At 65.6% G+C, this 15,436-nt stretch carries 12 protein-coding genes; 7 read left to right on the top strand and 5 right to left on the bottom strand.

Annotated features, from left to right (window positions below; all coding sequences use genetic code 11):
* Nucleotides 1-53: 53 nt before the first annotated feature.
* The gene (locus N5B55_RS14670) at nucleotides 54-4,364 is read right to left on the bottom strand and encodes an ATP-binding protein (RefSeq protein WP_304538516.1); all 4,311 of its coding nucleotides are present in this window, start codon (nucleotides 4,362-4,364) and stop codon (nucleotides 54-56) included.
* 4 nt (nucleotides 4,365-4,368) lie between these two features.
* Nucleotides 4,369-5,037 carry a response regulator transcription factor gene (locus tag N5B55_RS14665; RefSeq protein ID WP_178959503.1) on the bottom strand — a complete coding sequence of 223 codons (669 nt, stop codon included), beginning with the start codon at nucleotides 5,035-5,037 and terminating at the stop codon, nucleotides 4,369-4,371.
* 238 nt (nucleotides 5,038-5,275) lie between these two features.
* Here N5B55_RS14665 and N5B55_RS14660 point away from each other — a divergent pair, with 238 nt between their 5' ends.
* On the top strand, nucleotides 5,276-6,424 hold the full coding sequence (locus tag N5B55_RS14660; RefSeq protein ID WP_304538515.1) for a cation diffusion facilitator family transporter: 1,149 nt from the start codon (nucleotides 5,276-5,278) through the stop codon (nucleotides 6,422-6,424).
* 16 nt (nucleotides 6,425-6,440) lie between these two features.
* Here N5B55_RS14660 and N5B55_RS14655 read toward each other — a convergent pair whose 3' ends face one another.
* Nucleotides 6,441-7,655: a hypothetical protein gene (locus N5B55_RS14655; protein ID WP_304538514.1), complete on the bottom strand. Its 1,215-nt coding sequence runs from the start codon at nucleotides 7,653-7,655 to the stop codon at nucleotides 6,441-6,443.
* A gap of 273 nt (nucleotides 7,656-7,928) precedes the next feature.
* Between N5B55_RS14655 and N5B55_RS14650 the strand changes: the two genes are divergently transcribed.
* The 4 genes from N5B55_RS14650 (at nucleotide 7,929) to N5B55_RS14635 (ending at nucleotide 9,624) form a co-directional block, all read left to right on the top strand.
* Nucleotides 7,929-8,138: a hypothetical protein gene (locus N5B55_RS14650; RefSeq protein ID WP_015855794.1), complete on the top strand. Its 210-nt coding sequence runs from the start codon at nucleotides 7,929-7,931 to the stop codon at nucleotides 8,136-8,138.
* 44 nt (nucleotides 8,139-8,182) lie between these two features.
* Entirely contained in the window at nucleotides 8,183-8,410 is a 228-nt protein-coding gene (locus tag N5B55_RS14645) for a hypothetical protein (RefSeq protein ID WP_009239712.1), read from the top strand.
* A gap of 336 nt (nucleotides 8,411-8,746) precedes the next feature.
* Nucleotides 8,747-9,169: a hypothetical protein gene (locus N5B55_RS14640; RefSeq protein WP_015855792.1), complete on the top strand. Its 423-nt coding sequence runs from the start codon at nucleotides 8,747-8,749 to the stop codon at nucleotides 9,167-9,169.
* 41 nt (nucleotides 9,170-9,210) lie between these two features.
* Nucleotides 9,211-9,624, top strand: coding sequence for a hypothetical protein (locus tag N5B55_RS14635; protein ID WP_065858034.1), 414 nt, complete (start codon nucleotides 9,211-9,213; stop codon nucleotides 9,622-9,624).
* A gap of 41 nt (nucleotides 9,625-9,665) precedes the next feature.
* On the opposite strand, the gene N5B55_RS14630 is transcribed toward N5B55_RS14635, so the two are convergent.
* Nucleotides 9,666-10,382 (bottom strand): glutathione S-transferase, encoded by a 717-nt coding sequence (locus N5B55_RS14630; protein WP_304539803.1) that lies wholly within the window; start codon nucleotides 10,380-10,382, stop codon nucleotides 9,666-9,668.
* A gap of 117 nt (nucleotides 10,383-10,499) precedes the next feature.
* Here N5B55_RS14630 and N5B55_RS14625 point away from each other — a divergent pair, with 117 nt between their 5' ends.
* A complete protein-coding gene (locus N5B55_RS14625; RefSeq protein WP_304538513.1) occupies nucleotides 10,500-11,753 on the top strand; it encodes an MFS transporter in 1,254 nt (417 codons plus the stop codon).
* A 72-nt stretch (nucleotides 11,754-11,825) separates the two neighbouring features.
* Nucleotides 11,826-14,093, top strand: a complete 2,268-nt coding sequence (locus N5B55_RS14620) for a mechanosensitive ion channel family protein (protein ID WP_304538512.1) — start codon at nucleotides 11,826-11,828, stop codon at nucleotides 14,091-14,093.
* 277 nt (nucleotides 14,094-14,370) lie between these two features.
* Here N5B55_RS14620 and N5B55_RS14615 read toward each other — a convergent pair whose 3' ends face one another.
* A complete protein-coding gene (locus N5B55_RS14615; protein ID WP_304538511.1) occupies nucleotides 14,371-15,417 on the bottom strand; it encodes a porin in 1,047 nt (348 codons plus the stop codon).
* Nucleotides 15,418-15,436 lie beyond the last annotated feature (19 nt).

Here is a 15,436-nt window from a genome sequence, read left to right as displayed (position 1 = left end):
ATTGGAATGGTTGATCTAAAAGCGATGCATCGACCGCTTGAAACGGTTTTCCCTTATGAATCCGTCACTTGCGTGCGGTGCACAACGTCGGCGACGGGCGATCCGAAGGCGCCGAGTAACCCGTTGATATGCGTCAAAAGCCGCATCGTGCGCGCGCCGGCAGCGCGGATGTCGTTCGCAGTGCCGTCATGCACGGCATGGCGGAACGCTTCGGCTACGGCGTCCACGCCCGGGTTATGCAACAGCGCGAGGGCACCACCGGTGCGATGGGCCCAACGGCGCAGCGCTGCACGGTCCATCGCGTCCAGCAGCGGCTGGAGGCGCTGGGCGTCATCGGCCAGCGAAGACAGGAAGACCTGCGCCAAGTCGACCGCGGCGGGGTCCGACCCGAGTGCGGCGCGCAAGTCGTCGAGCGAGATGGTGGGCGGTTGCTCCGCGGCCGCGCCGGCGCCTGCGGGAGCGTCAGCGCTCCACAGCGCTGACAGCGCTTCCTGCAGCGTGGCAAGCGTGGTCGGTTTCAGCAGGCTCGCGTCCATGCCCACGGCGCGGCAGCGCGCATGCTCCTCGGACAGCGTTGTTGCCGTGATGGCGATGATAGGCAGGCGAGGGCCGTCGCCTTCTTCCTGGCGGATATGCCGCGCGAGATCGAAGCCGTCCATGCGCGGCATGTGGCAATCGGTGAGCAACGCGTCGAAACGGTGTTCGTGCAGGCGCTCGAGCGCGACCACCCCATCTTCGGCCAGCGTTACGCGGTACCCCAGCAAGCGGAGTTGCTTTGCGATCAGTTCGCGGTTGATGGGATGGTCTTCCGCCACGAGGATGTGCGCACCCTGCGCGTCACACGGTGGTGCTGCGGCCGGCAGCGCATGTGTCGCGGCGCTGGTCGCCTGCATAGGGTCGGATGCGGGAAGCGCGCGCTCACACGCCTCCACAAACGCATGCCAGTTCAGCGGGTTGATGCTCAGGGTGTTGCCGGGTCCGGCATGACAGGGTTCCGTGGTGATGCGGACGGCGCGCGCATCTGAGTGTGCGGTCGAGCTCAAGAGAATGTCGGCGTCGGCCACGGGGGCTGCTTGCAGTCCGGCCGCGATCGCGAATTGCGCGAGGCTGTGTCGCACGGCCGCGTCGTCCACAACAATGGCAACACTGCATCCCGCCAGTTGCGGTAACGCATACCGCGCCTCAAGCACTGGCACGGCCAGCCGCAGCGTGACGGCAGTGCCGTGCCCCGGGGCGCTCTCCATGACCAGTTCGCCGCCCATGAGGCCGGCAAGCTGACGAGAGATCGCCAGCCCGAGGCCGGTACCGCCGTAGCGGCGCGTGGTCGAGCGCTCCGCCTGCACAAACGGTGCGAACAGCGTGGCCTGAACCTCCGGCGAGATGCCGATGCCTGTATCGGAGACGCTGATGGCGAGATGCGCCGTATCGTCCGTTACGTGCGTGCATTTCGCCGAAAGCCGCACGCTGCCTGCATCGGTGAACTTGATGGCGTTGGAAAGCAGGTTGAACAGGATCTGCCGAAGACGAATGCCGTCGACCGAGACGCTGGCCGGCACCTCGGCGGCCACATCCACGTGCATGGCGAGCGCTTTTTCGTGCGCGCGGCTCGCCAACAGGCCGACCGTGCCGTCAAAGACCTCACGCAAGTCGGTGGCCGACGGTGAGATGTCCAGTCGGCCGGCCTCGACCTTTGCGTAGTCGAGGATGTCATCGAGGATATGCAGGAGGGCGCGCCCCGAATCCTGCACCAACGAGACCATCTGCTTCTGCTCGCCTTCGAGCTTGGTCTGCTGCAGCAGTTCGACCAGTCCCAGCACACCGTTCATCGGCGTGCGTATTTCGTGGCTCATCATGGCCAGGAAACGGTCCTTGGCATGCAGCGCCGATTCCGCTGCGTTCTTGGCCGCCTCCAACGCGTCGGCCTGCTCGCGCTCGGTGGTGACATCGCTCAGGTAGCCGTTCCAGACCGTGCGGCCGTCCGCCTCGCGGTGCGGAATCGAGCGTGCATGAAGCCAGCGCACCGAACCGTCCGGGCTGACGTGGCGGAATTGCAGGTCGAGTGGCGTCAACTCTCGCGCGGAGGCCAGCACGCTTTCCAGAACCCGCTGCCGGTCGTCCTGAAAAATAAGCAGTTCGGGCGTGGACAGGTACCGCAGCAAATCCTGCGGCTCGACGCCCAGCGTGTCGTGCGCCTTGCCAGCCACGTAGGTGATGCGTCCCTGCACCTCGCCCGGTGGCAGCTCAAACTGGTAGACCAACGCGGGCAGCGATTCGGTGACTTCGCGCAGGCGCTGTTCGAGGCGTTCCGCGCGGGCCTGCGCGTCGCGAATCTCGCTGATGTCGACCAGCGAGGCGACGGTGCCCGCGGGTTGCCCGTCCGGCAGATGGAACGGCTCGATCCAGTACAGCACGTTGCGCGATTGCCCGTCCGGCGTGTCGATGATGAGTTCTTCGCGCGTGCTTTCGCTGATCTGCGCGGCGCGCTGGTTGATATCGGACAGCGGCGACGTGTTGCTGACCGAATACAGTCCGAGCTCCTGCGGCGTGCGCCCCAGCAACGAAGCGCGGGGTTGGCCAAACATGTTGCAGAAGGCTGCATTCACGGCAACGTAACGCTGCGCGGCGTCTTTGGCGACGAGCGGGAACGGCACGGCCTCCATCAGCGCGCGCTGAAAGCTCAGTTGTTGGGCGAGGGTCTCTTCAGCGCGGCGGCGCTGATGATTCTCGCGGCGCAGTTGCATCTGCTTGATGAAGAGCGCCACTATTGCCGCCAGCACCAGTGCGGCCACCGGCCCAAACTTGCCGAGCACGGCCGACGCCGAAGGACCGAGCTGATAGCTGACCGACAGCCACTTGTTGCGGATGCTGACCTGCTCGCCTTCAGGCATGGCAAAAAGCGCGCGGTTGATAAGCGGCACCAGCGCGGCGTACCGCGCCGACACGCCCACGCCGATGCTCTCAATCGTGTTGGCCGAGCCTGTGACCTTCAGTTCGCCAGGAAAATGGTGGCGGATCAACGCGTCGGCCACCGGCAGATTGACAATGGTGAAATCGGCTTTGCCGCTGGCCACCATAGACAGCGCGTTGTCGACCGAACCCGCCGGCACGAGACGGATTTTCGGCACGTTTTGGTGCAATATCGCGGTCAGCGTATCGCTGGCAGGCAGTGCGACAGTCTTGCCGGAAAGCTCGGACAATGCCGCCACAGTCAACGCATCGTTGCGCCCGACGATAACCAGCGGCGTGGCGTCGATGGGCTGCGTGAGCGCAAATCCAGCTGGGCGAGCATCCTGGTCTGACATGCCGAGCAAGATGTCGACCTCGCCATTGCCCGCCTTGTCGAGCGCGTCGGCCCAGTCACGCACGGGGACGCGCTCGAACTGCAGGCCCAGCGTTCGCGAGAGGAAATTCTGGTACTCCGGGAAGATGCCGAGCAGGCCGCCGCCAGTGTCGTCAAAGGTGTACGGCATGTAATCCGGGTCGGCTGCGTATCGCAACGGGGGCAGCGATGCCAGCATGGCGCGCTCATCATCCGACAATTGCAGCGCCACGGTCGACGTACCGCCCTGAGCGATCCAACGGGCGCGAAGTTGGCTCATCGTGGTGTCAGGCAACTGCGCGAGATGGCGATCCAGATGGCGAATCAGCGTCGCGCGATTCCGGGGCGCGGCGAAATGGAGCGCATCGACCTGCTGGTTTGCAAGCTGCACGATCGATAGCTCCCGGTAGCGCGGCCGCGCCATCAGTTCCCGTGTCGGGTAGGTGACGCCAACGTAGACGTCGACCGTTTTGTCGAGCACGGCGTCCAAAGCATCGGCTGCGGTGGGCGTGCTCATCAGCACGATGTTCGGGTATTGATGGGCCAGTTCCTGCTCGAGTGAAGAGCCTTGCTCGACCGCAACGCGAACGCCCGCCCCGAAGGGGTTCTGCGCTATTTCGGCGTTTTCCGTGCGCGCGACCACTGCGGTGGGGCGTTCCAGATACGGCGCCGAATACTCCAGGCAATGGTCGTATTGAGAGCGTGGTGCCACGCTCATGACGATGTCGACATCGCCGCGACATGCCGCATTGAGAAGCTCGTCGCGCCGATTGAATACGCGAGGGACCACTCGCACTTGATCGTGCGGCAACAGCTGCATGAGGAGATCCCCCGAGAAACCGCTCAGCCGGTCCGCTTCAATACCCTCCAGCGGCATCATCGAGTTGCCAATGACGCCCACGATGAGCGTGTGCGGAAAGCGGGCCAATTGATACGCTCCCCCATGCGCGGCGTCGTCAGCATCGTCTTGCAGTGCGCCACCGCCCCACCACGCAAGGATGGCCGCACAGATGACGGCGGATACCGCGAAGAGGGAACGCCTCATCCGATCAGGCCTCACCGCTGCCAAGCAGCCCGTTGCGCGCGGCAAAGTCGAACAACGCCGCCTCGGTGCCCAGATCGAGCTTGCGCATGGCCGCCTGCTTCTGCGCGCTGATGGTCTTGACGCTGCGGTTGAGTTGCAAGGCAATCTCGCTGACCGTCTTGCCGGTCACATACATGCGCAGCACTTCCAGCTCGCGCTTGCCGAGCCTGGAGACGGGGTCGCCCTCGGTGGGCCGCGGCTCGCCGTTGCGGCAGAGCAGCTTGGCGTTGAGCAGCGGCGAGAGATAGATACGATCGGCGACCGCCGCGTGCATGCCTTCGAGGATGTGCTGCGGCTCGTCCGATTTGCTGACGATGACCTTGATGCCGGCGCGCAGAATGTTGCTCATCAGCGCGCGGGTCTCAAGCATGGTGAGCACCATCAGCCGCAGGTTCGGGTGACGGCGCACGAGGAATTCGAGCAGGATGATGCCGTCGCCGTAGCGGCTGCCCGGCATGGCGTAGTCGGTGATGGCGAGATCGCAGCGCACGCGGCTCAGCACGGCGAGCAGCTCATCGGCGTTGCTGGCTTCGCCCACCACCTCGTAGCCGTTGACCGCCGATACGAGGCGTCGCACGGCGGCCACGACGCCGGGGTGGTCATCTGCAATGACGAGTTGGACGGGGGGCTGCATGTCGACGTGTCTCCGAGCGTGTAACGTGCGGCAACGTGTTTGCCGCATTGCTGAGAATCGCCGAAGCCGCCACCGTGGAACATCGGAAAAGTCTTATTAGTGCGCCCCGATCTGCGCTCTTCTGGTGCAAATTTGTCGCGGTGCGTTGCGATTGTGTCGACCGGCTTGGTCCGAAGCAGCGCTTTTTGCGTGGCACAATGCTCGCGAATTCTTCCCGCGCTCCACTGCACCGATTCCCATGACGCCCACCTCCCAGACAGCCCTTTCCGCGGCCGCGCGCCAGCAGAGCGCCGAACGCTCCACGCTGGTCAGTGCGGGCGTCAATTGCCTGCTCTCGGCAGGGCAGATTGCGGCCGGGCTGTGGTCGCACTCCCAGGGCCTTGTGGCCGATGGGCTGCATACGCTGTCGGACCTGATCGCCGACGGCATCGTCTTTATTGCCAACCGCAACAGCCACAAGGGGCCGGATGAAGATCACCAGTACGGCCACGCGCGCTACGAGAACGCAGCGTCGCTGGGGCTGGGCCTGCTGCTGGTCGGAGCGGGCGCCGGCATGATCTGGGCTGCGGTGGAAAGCCTGCGCTCACCGCAGGGGCCCGCGCCCGTGCATGGGCTGGCGCTGGTGGTGGCGATGATCGCCCTTGCAGCCAAGGAGGGGCTGTTCCGCTACATGCTGGCCGTGGCCAAGCGGATCAACTCACGCATGCTGATTGCGAATGCGTGGCATGCGCGTTCCGATGCGGTGTCGTCGTTGGTGGCGGCGATTGGCGTGGCGGGCAACCTGATGGGCTATCACTGGCTCGACCCGCTGGCCGCGTGCGTTGTCGGTCTGATGATTGGCCGTGTGGGCGTGCGTTTCGGCTGGGAAGCGCTCAATGACCTGATGGACCGCGCGTTGCCGCCCGCGCAGGTGGAGGCCATTCGCGCCAGCCTCGAAGCCACGCCGGGCGTGATGAACGTGCACGATTTGCGCACGCGTGTGACGGGCGACCAGGCATTGGTGGACGCGCATATCGAGGTGGATCCGCGCGTCTCCGTGAGCGAGGGCCACGCGATTGCCGTGCGGGCCCGCACCAACGTGCTGACGGCGCATACGGCCATGGCCGTGCTCGACGTGCAGATTCACGTCGACCCGCGCGAGCGCATCGCGACCGACCCCGTGCCGCTGCCAGACCGCGACGCGCTGCACGCCCTGCTGGCACAACTGCTGCCGCCCGGCACCCCGCTCGACGCGCGCCACTGCGTGCTGCATTACGTCGATGGGGCGGTGGAGGTCGACCTGGTCTTGCCACCGGCGCTGGCCGGTGAACTCGGCCGCATTGCCGACGCCGTCCACGCGCGGTGGGATGGTCTCGTGCGCCTGCGCGTGCTGGTCACCGACGCTTGACCCGGGGCCTGCCGCGCTAGCGGCATTGATCGACCGCGTTGGCAGGCTGCGTCTTGGCGGGGTCGAAATGCAGCTGCTCCAATCCTTTTTCCGTCAGCGACATCCAGTCGATTGCGCCCGACGTGCGCAGCAAACCGGTGCTGCCCACCGGGCGCCATTGCACGCGCTTGCCGTCGGTGTTCAGCAGCGTGGCCGATAGCGTGAGGGAATCCGGCCCCGCCTGCAGTTGCAGCAGGCGGCCATCGGCGGCGGGCGTATAGGCGACGTTCTGGTTCACGGTGATGCCCGCTTCGCGCACGGTTGCCGGCATGCACGTAATGGACGCGCGCACCTTGCCCGTGGTGTCGATCAAATCGGCAAAGCCGTTGCCTTTGGCCACGCCGACCAGCAGATACCGCTCGATGGAGGGCATCCACGCGACGCTGTAGGTGTAGTACTGCAGATGCTTGTGCAGGAGCTGCTCGCCCGTCACGCGCCCGCTGACCGGGTCAAAGACCGCGATTTTCAGATTGGCTTCGGTCTCGCCCGGCACGAACTGCTGCCACGCGAGCAGCGCATTGGTGCTGCCGCCCGCCACCATGGGCCACCATTCGCGCCGGCCATCGGCAACATCGACGTTGTGCAGGCGGCGTCCGCGCCCGTCGTAGACCTTCAGGTAGACGCCGTTGCCGCTACCGAGGTTGTCGACACCGCCGCCGGTGACCCAGCCGTCGGAATAGAACACCACGAAGCGGTCGCCCACGGCCGTGATATGGCCGGAGTGCCCACCGGATTCCACCTGTTGCGGATACGGCTTGATGGGCCGCAGCGCCGTGTCATAGATGCCGAAGCGCTGGTTCACGTTTTCCGGCGCGTTCCAGCCGTCTTCAAACGACACCATCACCTGGCCCGCGCGGTTGCGGGCCACCGTCACGGGCTCTTGCGCTTCGGGCTTCTGGATGAAGATGCGCGGGGCATCGAGCACGCCCGTGTCGGCATGCCACTGCGCGACATAGACATCATGCGGCCAGCTTCCGGTGCGATCCGCGCCGCGCGGGGGCAGACCCGAGCTACTGAAGAACACGTTGAAGGTGTTGGCCGTTGCGCCAGGCACCGCGCCAATGCCATGCATGTATTGACGCGGGTCGGGCGCGCCGGCCGTTGCGACGGCCGGCAGGGCCAGCACGCAGGCGAGCGCCAGTACGGTACGGCGCAGGAAAGACAGTCGGGACACGTAACGCTCCATCTTCATCGGTGGCTGGGAGGCGGTTGCAGAACCGATTGGGCCACGGGCACCCGCCGAAGTTGCTGCGCGAATGGGGGAGCCCGTTTGGCGGAGTGGCACCTGGTGGTCCCGGACGTGAGGACGGCCCGTTTACCCCCCGCCGCGGCAATCAAGTTTCAGTTCCGTGTGCCGTTGTTCACAAGCAAGAGCGGAACCCATTCCGCCAATCCCTTCCCAGCGCGGACAGAGTGGGCACAAGCCCGCCGCCCACCGTGCCAGAACCGACCCAGCGAGAACAACATGACCCAGCGACTCGACGCCCGATGGCGAAGCGAAGTGACGGAGGCTCTACGTACCGTGGAAGCGCAGTTCGGCGTGGCACCGCAAAGCCTGCCGCGCGACGCGCTGATCGCGGCCCTGACGGACGCCATCTGGGCCCAGCGCGGCGCCTATGCGCGTGTGCGCGAGACGCTGGTTGCGTGTCCGGAGCTGGTCGACGAATCGATGTAGCGGCGTGCCTCGGTGCCGCTGCTGTTTTTCAAGAAGGTGATGTGATGCGGTACTGCGGTTCGCTGGATCTGGACCATCTGCTGCGCCAGCCGTTTGGCCTCCTGGGCCGCCTGGTGCCCGATGAAGACTCGGGGCGGCCCCTGCCTCCGGTGGAAGTGGCCGCGCGGGCGGTGTTGCTGCGCGCTGCCGGCTACGAAGTCATGCCTACCTGTGGGCACCATGACCGACGTGGCTTCTGTCTCGGCCACCCGGACCGGATCATCGGGATGTAAGCGCCCCACCTACGACGCATGCGCCACATGCGCGCAGTCATGCGCACATGCTGTTGCGAAAGCGCATCGCAGCGTGCCGAAACGGCCCGATCGCGTGTCGTCTGAAGCACCCGGAAAGCGTTGACTGGCGCACCTTTGCGGGCAATCCGTTGCCAAAAAGCAAACGGTAAAAATGACTTACATTCCGGTCCTTTTTCGGCCCATGGTTCTGGTGCATCCTGAATCAAGATAGATCGCACGGATGGCAGATTGTGCGACGTCGGACGCAACGTCAGGCCGGAAGTCGGAAGTTAATCGAATCGGCGACGCCTGCAATCTGGGGTCAGGGGAAACAACATGAAAACGCAATATCTCAGCAAACAAGAAATCTACGACGGCGCAGTCCGCCATCTGTTCGGCCAGGGCGGCGCTGCCATCCTGCCGCGTGGCGGTGCGGCGTACCACGGCCAGGGCGGCCGCTGCTGCCCGATCGGCAACCTGATCGGCGTGCGCGACTACACCACATCGATGGAAAGCGTGCCGGTGCGCTACATCCTCAAGCCGACCAACGAGATTCCGCGTTACATGGACGCAGGCGTCATCGCATTGCGCCGCGCGCTCAAGCGTGCGCGCATTGACGTGGATGACCGCGACACCGTAGAGCTGCTCTCCAAGCTGCAGAACGCTCACGACGTGTTCGGCACATGGGAGTGGAAGGAACGCCTGCAGTCGATTGCGCGCCAATTCGGCCTGAACGGCGCACTCGTCGATACATTCTGACCGACCGGCCGGTCACAGATCACCCTATAGAAGGTGACGCCATGAAAGGGAAGGGGACGTTCCTCGCCATCGAGGACATTTTTGAACGCGTGCGCGCGCACCTGCTCGCACAGCAATGCCGCTCCGAAGACGCTGACGGCGAGCCGCGCTACCGCGGCCTCGACAACCGTCGATGCGGCGTCGGCATCCTCATCGACGATGCGTTCTACTGCAGCGCCATCGAGCGCCTCGGCGTGAGCCTGCTGCGTGTGCCGGGCGAGGATCCGCTAGCCTGTGCGCTGCGCCGTTCGGGCGTGAATGTCGACGACGATCAGGTGGTGGATTTGCTGATCGATCTGCAGGACATCCACGATCTGGCGGCCATTGAAAGCTGGCCTGCCGCGCTGGAAGATATTGGCCGACGGCTGCCCCGCCAGTTGTCCTGCCAGTTGTCCGCTACGCCGCTGGCAGCCTGAACGGTGCATTCACCGCGAACCCGGCCTCGCGCCGGGTTTCGTCATTTCAGCGCATCAAGCTCGGGGTAGTGGCGAAAGATGCCCATCGTGTTGAACGGAATGCGACGCGGCGATTCCAGATACGCCGCGATGTTCGGCAGCGCCGCCACGCGATCATGCAGCGCAACCAGATGCGGCAGCTCTCGCTCGTAGCGCTGCATGTGGCGAGGAAACGCGTAGCGCAGCCCGGCCACGATCTGGAATAGCGACAAATCCACATAGGTCAGCGCATCGCGCACGGCCCAGGTTGGGCCGGCGGGGTTGCGGTCGAGCACGCGCTCGAAGTAGTGCAGGAACTTCGGCGCGCGATTGTCGAGAAAATCCTGTGTGCGGCGTTTGGCTTCGGTACGCTGGTCTTCGTAGTACTCGCACGACGCAATGGGGTGGTGCGTGTCATGGATCTCGACCACGAAATCGGCAATCGTCAGTTGCAGGCCGTGCGTCCACAGGCCGCCGGCTTCGTCATGCGGGGCCAGGCCATAGTGCTGGCCGAGATAAAGCAGGATGTTGGCCGTCTGCGCGATCACCAACTGGCCAGCCACCAGGAATGGCGGCGCGAACGGCGGTGTGGGAATGCCGGCGTCGTCCAGAAACGCCGCGATGGCGGCTTCATCTTCGCGGCCGAGGTCGGTATAGGGCACGGCGGCCTGCTCCAGCGCCAGCCGGACGAATTCGCCGCGGCCCTGGATTTCGGGCCAGTAGTAGAGCGTGGTTTCCATGGTCGGGGGATGCGCGAGGTGGGAGTTGCGCAGCAAGATCGATGCCGCATCGCAGCAGGAACGGCGCCTGCGAACGATAATAGGCGCTCGCCTCTGCGCTTGTTTCAACCACCCTCCGTGAACGCTCCGCTTTCTTCTCCGCCCGCCATCGAACCCGCTGATCCTTCGCGCTGGCTGGTGCGGGGCCACCCTGGTTATCTGCGCGCCAATCTGGCGTTGTTTGCCGCAGGCTTCTCCACGTTCTCCCTACTGTATTGCGTGCAGCCGCTCATGCCGTTGCTGGCGCACGACTTTGGCCTCACGCCCGCGCAGACCAGCCTCGTGCTGTCAGTGTCCACGCTGCTGCTGGCCTTTGCGATCCTGTTTGCGGGCCTGCTGTCGGAGTCGATTCATCGCAAGACGCTGATGGGCGTGTCGCTGGTGCTGTCGTCGGCGCTCACGTTGGCGGCGGCGATGCTGCCGGGCTGGCACGGGTTGCTGGCCACGCGGGCATTGCTGGGCGTGGTGCTGGGCGGCGTGCCGGCGGTGGCGATGGCGTATCTGGCCGAAGAGGTGCATCCGCAAGGGCTGGGCATGGCGATGGGCCTGTACGTCGGCGGCACCGCATTCGGCGGCATGGCGGGGCGCGTGATGACCGGCGCCGTGGCGGACCATTTCGGTTGGCGCGCCGCCATCGGCTTTACCGGCGCGCTGGGCTTGCTCGCGGCGCTGGCGTTCCTGTGGCTGCTGCCGCCGTCGCGCCGGTTTGTGCCGCGCAGGGGCGTGGCGCTGGTCGACCTGTTCGACACGCTGGGCGCGCATCTGCGCGAGCCGGGCCTGCGCGCGCTGTTCGCCATGGGCTTTCTGCTGATGGGCGGCTTCGTCACGATCTACAACTACGCGAGCTTCCATTTGCTCGATGCGCCGTATGCCCTCAGCCAGACGGCGGTGGGCGGCATCTTCATGGTGTACCTGCTGGGCATCGGTGCTTCTGCCTGGTTTGGCCGATTGGCGGATCGCCATGGCCGGGGCCACATGCTGCTGGCGGGCACGGTGCTGATGTCGCTGGGCGTGCTGCTGACCCTGGCTGGGCCGCTGGCGTTGGTGATTGGCGGTATCGCACTGCTGACTCTCGGCTTTTTCGGCGCGCACGCGGTGGCCAGCGGCTGGGTCGGACGCCGCGCGCAGCGTGCCAAGGGGCAGGCCGCGGCGCTGTATTTGCTGGCGTATTACCTGGGCTCCAGCCTGATCGGCACGACAGGCGGCAAGCTCTACGCGCCGTGGGGCTGGCCGGGCGTCGTGACGCTGGTGATGGGCTGCATGGCATGTGCGCTGGGCACGGCCGCCTGGCTCTGGCGGCGCGCCCCGCTGCCACCGGGCGCTAAGCGCTGAGGTTGTACGCCCGGGGAATTCGCGTATCGTGCCGTGATCGATGTCTGCATCTGGACGATCGCTTTTTCTGTCATGCGCACTCATTTTCTTTTCTGGACGCGGCGGCTGTGGCCGCTCGCATCGTTCCTGCTCCTGCTGATGGCAGGTGTCGCCAACGTGGCCGATGCGGCGCCGGAGTCGTTTGCCAAGCTGGCCGGGCTGCCGACTTCCACCACCAGCGCATCCGCGCCAGCGGCGGACCCGGCGCAGACGCGCCAATCGCTCGACACCGTCATCACGCTGCTCAACAACGACCAGCAGCGCACGGCCCTCGTCAATGAACTGAAGCAGTTGCGCGACGGCATGAGCGCGCAGCAGAAGGTGCAGGCCGAACAGGCGCCGGGTTTGCTTGGCGCGGTGGCCTCGCTCATCGAGAACGGCTCGCTGCAGGCCGATGTGGAAGCCGGTGCGCCGCGCTACTGGCTGCGCCGCATCGAGGCCGCGAGCGGTAACGCGAGCCTGCTGGTCGCGCCAGACAAGCGCATGCCGCTGGTTGCCGACTTTGCGAGCACGGTTGGCATCTGGGCGGCCATTGCCGCTGGCCTGCTCGGCCTTGGTTGGCTGATCCGCCGCGTCTTTGGCCTCACAGCGGGCCTCGGGCCCCATCCGACCACGCGCGCGTTGTTGATCGACGCGGCGCGCAAGATCGGTCCATGGGCGATTTCCTTTGCCGTCATCATGCGGCTGGGGCGCGATGCTTCCCCCGGCTTTGTCCTGGCGTTGGTGTTGGCCTACGCCATCGTATGGGGCGCGATCATCACGGCGGGCGTGGCGATGCTGTTCTCGCTGTTTTCCGGCAGCGCGCACCGGCGCGTGGCGGTCGAATATCTGTTCAAGCACGGCATGTGGCCGATCTTTCTGACGGCCAGCCTGGGCGCCTGCGGCGATGCACTGGTCGACCCGCGCGTGGCGTTGGTGCTGGGCGGCTCGCTCTGTCTGCTGCTGGCCACGGTGTGCAACGTGGTGGCGTCATTGATGCTGGCGGTAGGGGCGCTGTGGGCGCGCCGGCCCATCGGTCAGTTGATCGCCAATCGCCCGCTGGAACTGCGCAGCGGCGAGCACACGGGCAATCAGGTTCGCCGCCTGCTGGCCGCGTTCTGGCCGGTGCCGGTGCTGGTGCTGGCCGGCACCACCGTCACCGCCACGCTGACGACGCCCGACAACGTTGACGTTGTGGCGCGCCGCGCCGTGATGACGTCGCTGCTGCTGGTGGCCGCTTTTTTCCTGTCGGCGCTGGTCCGCCCGCGCGCGAATTGGCGCGCGCACCTGCGTCTGACGCGCAGCTCGCCTTATCTCGAGCGGCTCAAGCATTTTGTCGGCGCGCTGATCAAGCTCGTCATCTGGATCGCCTTTCTTGAACTGGTGTTGCGCGTGTGGGACCACACGCTGGTGGAGGTCACGCACAGTTCGGTCAATGGCAAGCGCATCGCCGATGCCTTGGTTGGCCTGATCGGCACCGTGTTTGCCACCTGGCTCGTCTGGATCCTGCTCGACACGGCGATCCTGCGGGCACTGTCGCCGGCATCCGCACGGGCGCAGCCCAGCACGCGTGCACTGACCATCCTCCCGCTGCTGCGCAATGGCTTGAAGGTGACGCTGGTGGTGACGGCCAGCATCGGCGTGCTGGCCAATCTGGGCGTGAACGTGACGCCGCTGGTGGCCGGAGCTGGCGTGATCGGCCTGGCGGTGGGGTTTGGGGCGCAGTCGCTGGCGCAGGACTTCATCACGGGCATCTTCATCCTGATGGAAGACACGATCAGCGTGGGCGATGTGGTGGACGTGGGGGTGGCCACGGGCTCCGTCATCAACCTGACCATCCGCACGGTGCGGCTGCGCGATGGCACGGGTGCGGTGCTGTCGATTCCGTTCAGCCAGATCAAGACCGTGCGCAATCTCTCGCGCGATTACTCCTTTGCCGACTTTGAAGTGCGCGTGGCGATGGAGGCCGAACCGCAGCAGGCGATCGACCTCGTGCGCACGGCGGCTGACCAGATCGCGGGTGAGCCGCGCTTTGCCTACACGCTGCTCGGCGGTGCGGAAATCTTCGGGCTGGACCGTTTCGAAGGTGGGGCGATGATCGTCAAGGGGCGGTTCAAGACGCGCCCGCAGAAGCAGGCGGATGTGCTGCGGGCGTTCAACGTTGTGCTCAAGGATGCGTTCGACGAGGCGCACGTGCCGCTGGCGGCGCCGGGGACGGTGTTGCGGACTTCGGCGGCGTTGGAGGAGTGGATGGCGCGGGTGGCGCCGGAGAAAGAGGCATCGGCTTCTTCCAATGAGCCACCTGCTGCTGCGCCGGCGTAAGGGCGTTGGTGGTTTGCTGGGGTTTCGTCCCCTGCCGGGGCCGACTTACTTTCTTTGTCTTGCCAAAGAAAGTAAGCAAAGAAAGGCGCGCCCGAGATGGCGACCCATCCCTTGAATTTATGTCGCAGAGAGGGGAAGGGAAAAACTCGCTTCGCTCAGACAGTTTCCCTTCCTTTTTCCTCTCTGCAACAGAAATTCAAGGCGCCATCTAGGGCAGGGAAAGTCAACAGCCAAACCGGCTGGGCGCATTTGTTGGCGCCCAGGCCGTGTTTTCGTTTTAGAAGCCGTGGCGCATGCCGACCATGACGCCGGTCTGCGAGGCTTTCGGCAGTGCGGCTGCAAGGACGGTGCCGGCGTCTTTCTGATGGGTGTAGTCCATGCCGACGTACAGCCACGTGCGCTTGCTGACCACGTAATTCATGATCGCGTAGGCCGTGTAGCGCAGGCCGTCGGGGTCGCGCTGGCGCGTGGCCATGCCGCCCACCACGAGGTTGTACTGGCCGCTGAAGTCGTATTTCACGCCGCCGAGGATGAGGTCGTTCTTGGTAGGCGTGCCGTCGCGGTAGTTGATGTAGCCGAGCATCAGTTTTGCGGGGCCGACCTGCACGCTGCCGCCGGTCGTCCACGTGCGGGTGCCGACCGATTGCAGGTCTTTCTGCTGCTCCCATGCGCCGCCGAACGCGAACGGGCCGCTGGCGTAGTTGAGCGACAGCGCGCTGTAGTTGCCCGCCGAGAACGCCCCTGCCTGCTCGCCCATGCCGACCATCACGCCCGGGCGCCAGCCGTTGAAATCGCCCACGTACTTGACCGAGTTGTCGATGCGCACGCCGGTGGCCGTCACGTGCCAGGCGGTTGCGCCGAGGTTGCCGATCGAAAGCGCGTCGTACTGCCCGGCCGTGTTGAAGACGAGGTTCTCCTGCCGGCCGAACGTCAGCGAGCCGAACCCGCCCTCCAGCCCGACATACGCCTGGCGCCCGAACAGGCGCGAGGTGGCAGGCGTGGTCGGCTTGTAGCCACCCAGGCCCATGTCGTTGGTGGACCCCACGCCCGTGTCCGGCGCGAAACCGCTGACCAGGTGGAACACGGCCTTCAGCCCGTTGCCCAGGTCTTCCGACCCGCGAATGCCGAAGCGGCTGCCGCTGTAGTAGCCGCCCGCCATCTCGGCCTTGCCGTGGCCGTCGGCGTCGTTGTTGGTGCTGTAGCGCAGGCCGGTTTCCATCACGCCGTACAGCGTGACGCTCGATTGCGCGTGCGCGGGGCCGCAGGCCAGCAGCGCCGACAGTGCAACGGCCGACAGCGGAATGGAACGGATCGAAATGGTCATGTGGCTCCCTTATTGTCGT

It is taken from the genome of Ralstonia pickettii (assembly GCF_030582395.1).
Taxonomy (GTDB): Bacteria; Pseudomonadota; Gammaproteobacteria; order Burkholderiales; family Burkholderiaceae; genus Ralstonia; species Ralstonia pickettii_D.
Note: the sequence above shows the minus strand (reverse complement) of the source record. Positions and strands in the feature narration are given on the sequence as shown.

What these genes read in the sequence shown, in the direction of transcription:
- N5B55_RS14660 (WP_304538515.1), top strand. Translation starts at nt 5,276, where the DNA reads ATGACGCCCACCTCCCAGACAGCCCTTTCCGCGGCCGCGCGCCAGCAG.
- N5B55_RS14620 (WP_304538512.1), top strand. Translation starts at nt 11,826, where the DNA reads ATGCGCACTCATTTTCTTTTCTGGACGCGGCGGCTGTGGCCGCTCGCA.
- N5B55_RS14615 (WP_304538511.1), bottom strand. Translation starts at nt 15,417, where the DNA reads ATGACCATTTCGATCCGTTCCATTCCGCTGTCGGCCGTTGCACTGTCG.
- N5B55_RS14650 (WP_015855794.1), top strand. Translation starts at nt 7,929, where the DNA reads ATGACCCAGCGACTCGACGCCCGATGGCGAAGCGAAGTGACGGAGGCT.
- N5B55_RS14640 (WP_015855792.1), top strand. Translation starts at nt 8,747, where the DNA reads ATGAAAACGCAATATCTCAGCAAACAAGAAATCTACGACGGCGCAGTC.
- N5B55_RS14655 (WP_304538514.1), bottom strand. Translation starts at nt 7,655, where the DNA reads ATGAAGATGGAGCGTTACGTGTCCCGACTGTCTTTCCTGCGCCGTACC.
- N5B55_RS14645 (WP_009239712.1), top strand. Translation starts at nt 8,183, where the DNA reads ATGCGGTACTGCGGTTCGCTGGATCTGGACCATCTGCTGCGCCAGCCG.
- N5B55_RS14630 (WP_304539803.1), bottom strand. Translation starts at nt 10,382, where the DNA reads ATGGAAACCACGCTCTACTACTGGCCCGAAATCCAGGGCCGCGGCGAA.
- N5B55_RS14665 (WP_178959503.1), bottom strand. Translation starts at nt 5,037, where the DNA reads ATGCAGCCCCCCGTCCAACTCGTCATTGCAGATGACCACCCCGGCGTC.
- N5B55_RS14635 (WP_065858034.1), top strand. Translation starts at nt 9,211, where the DNA reads ATGAAAGGGAAGGGGACGTTCCTCGCCATCGAGGACATTTTTGAACGC.
- N5B55_RS14670 (WP_304538516.1), bottom strand. Translation starts at nt 4,364, where the DNA reads ATGAGGCGTTCCCTCTTCGCGGTATCCGCCGTCATCTGTGCGGCCATC.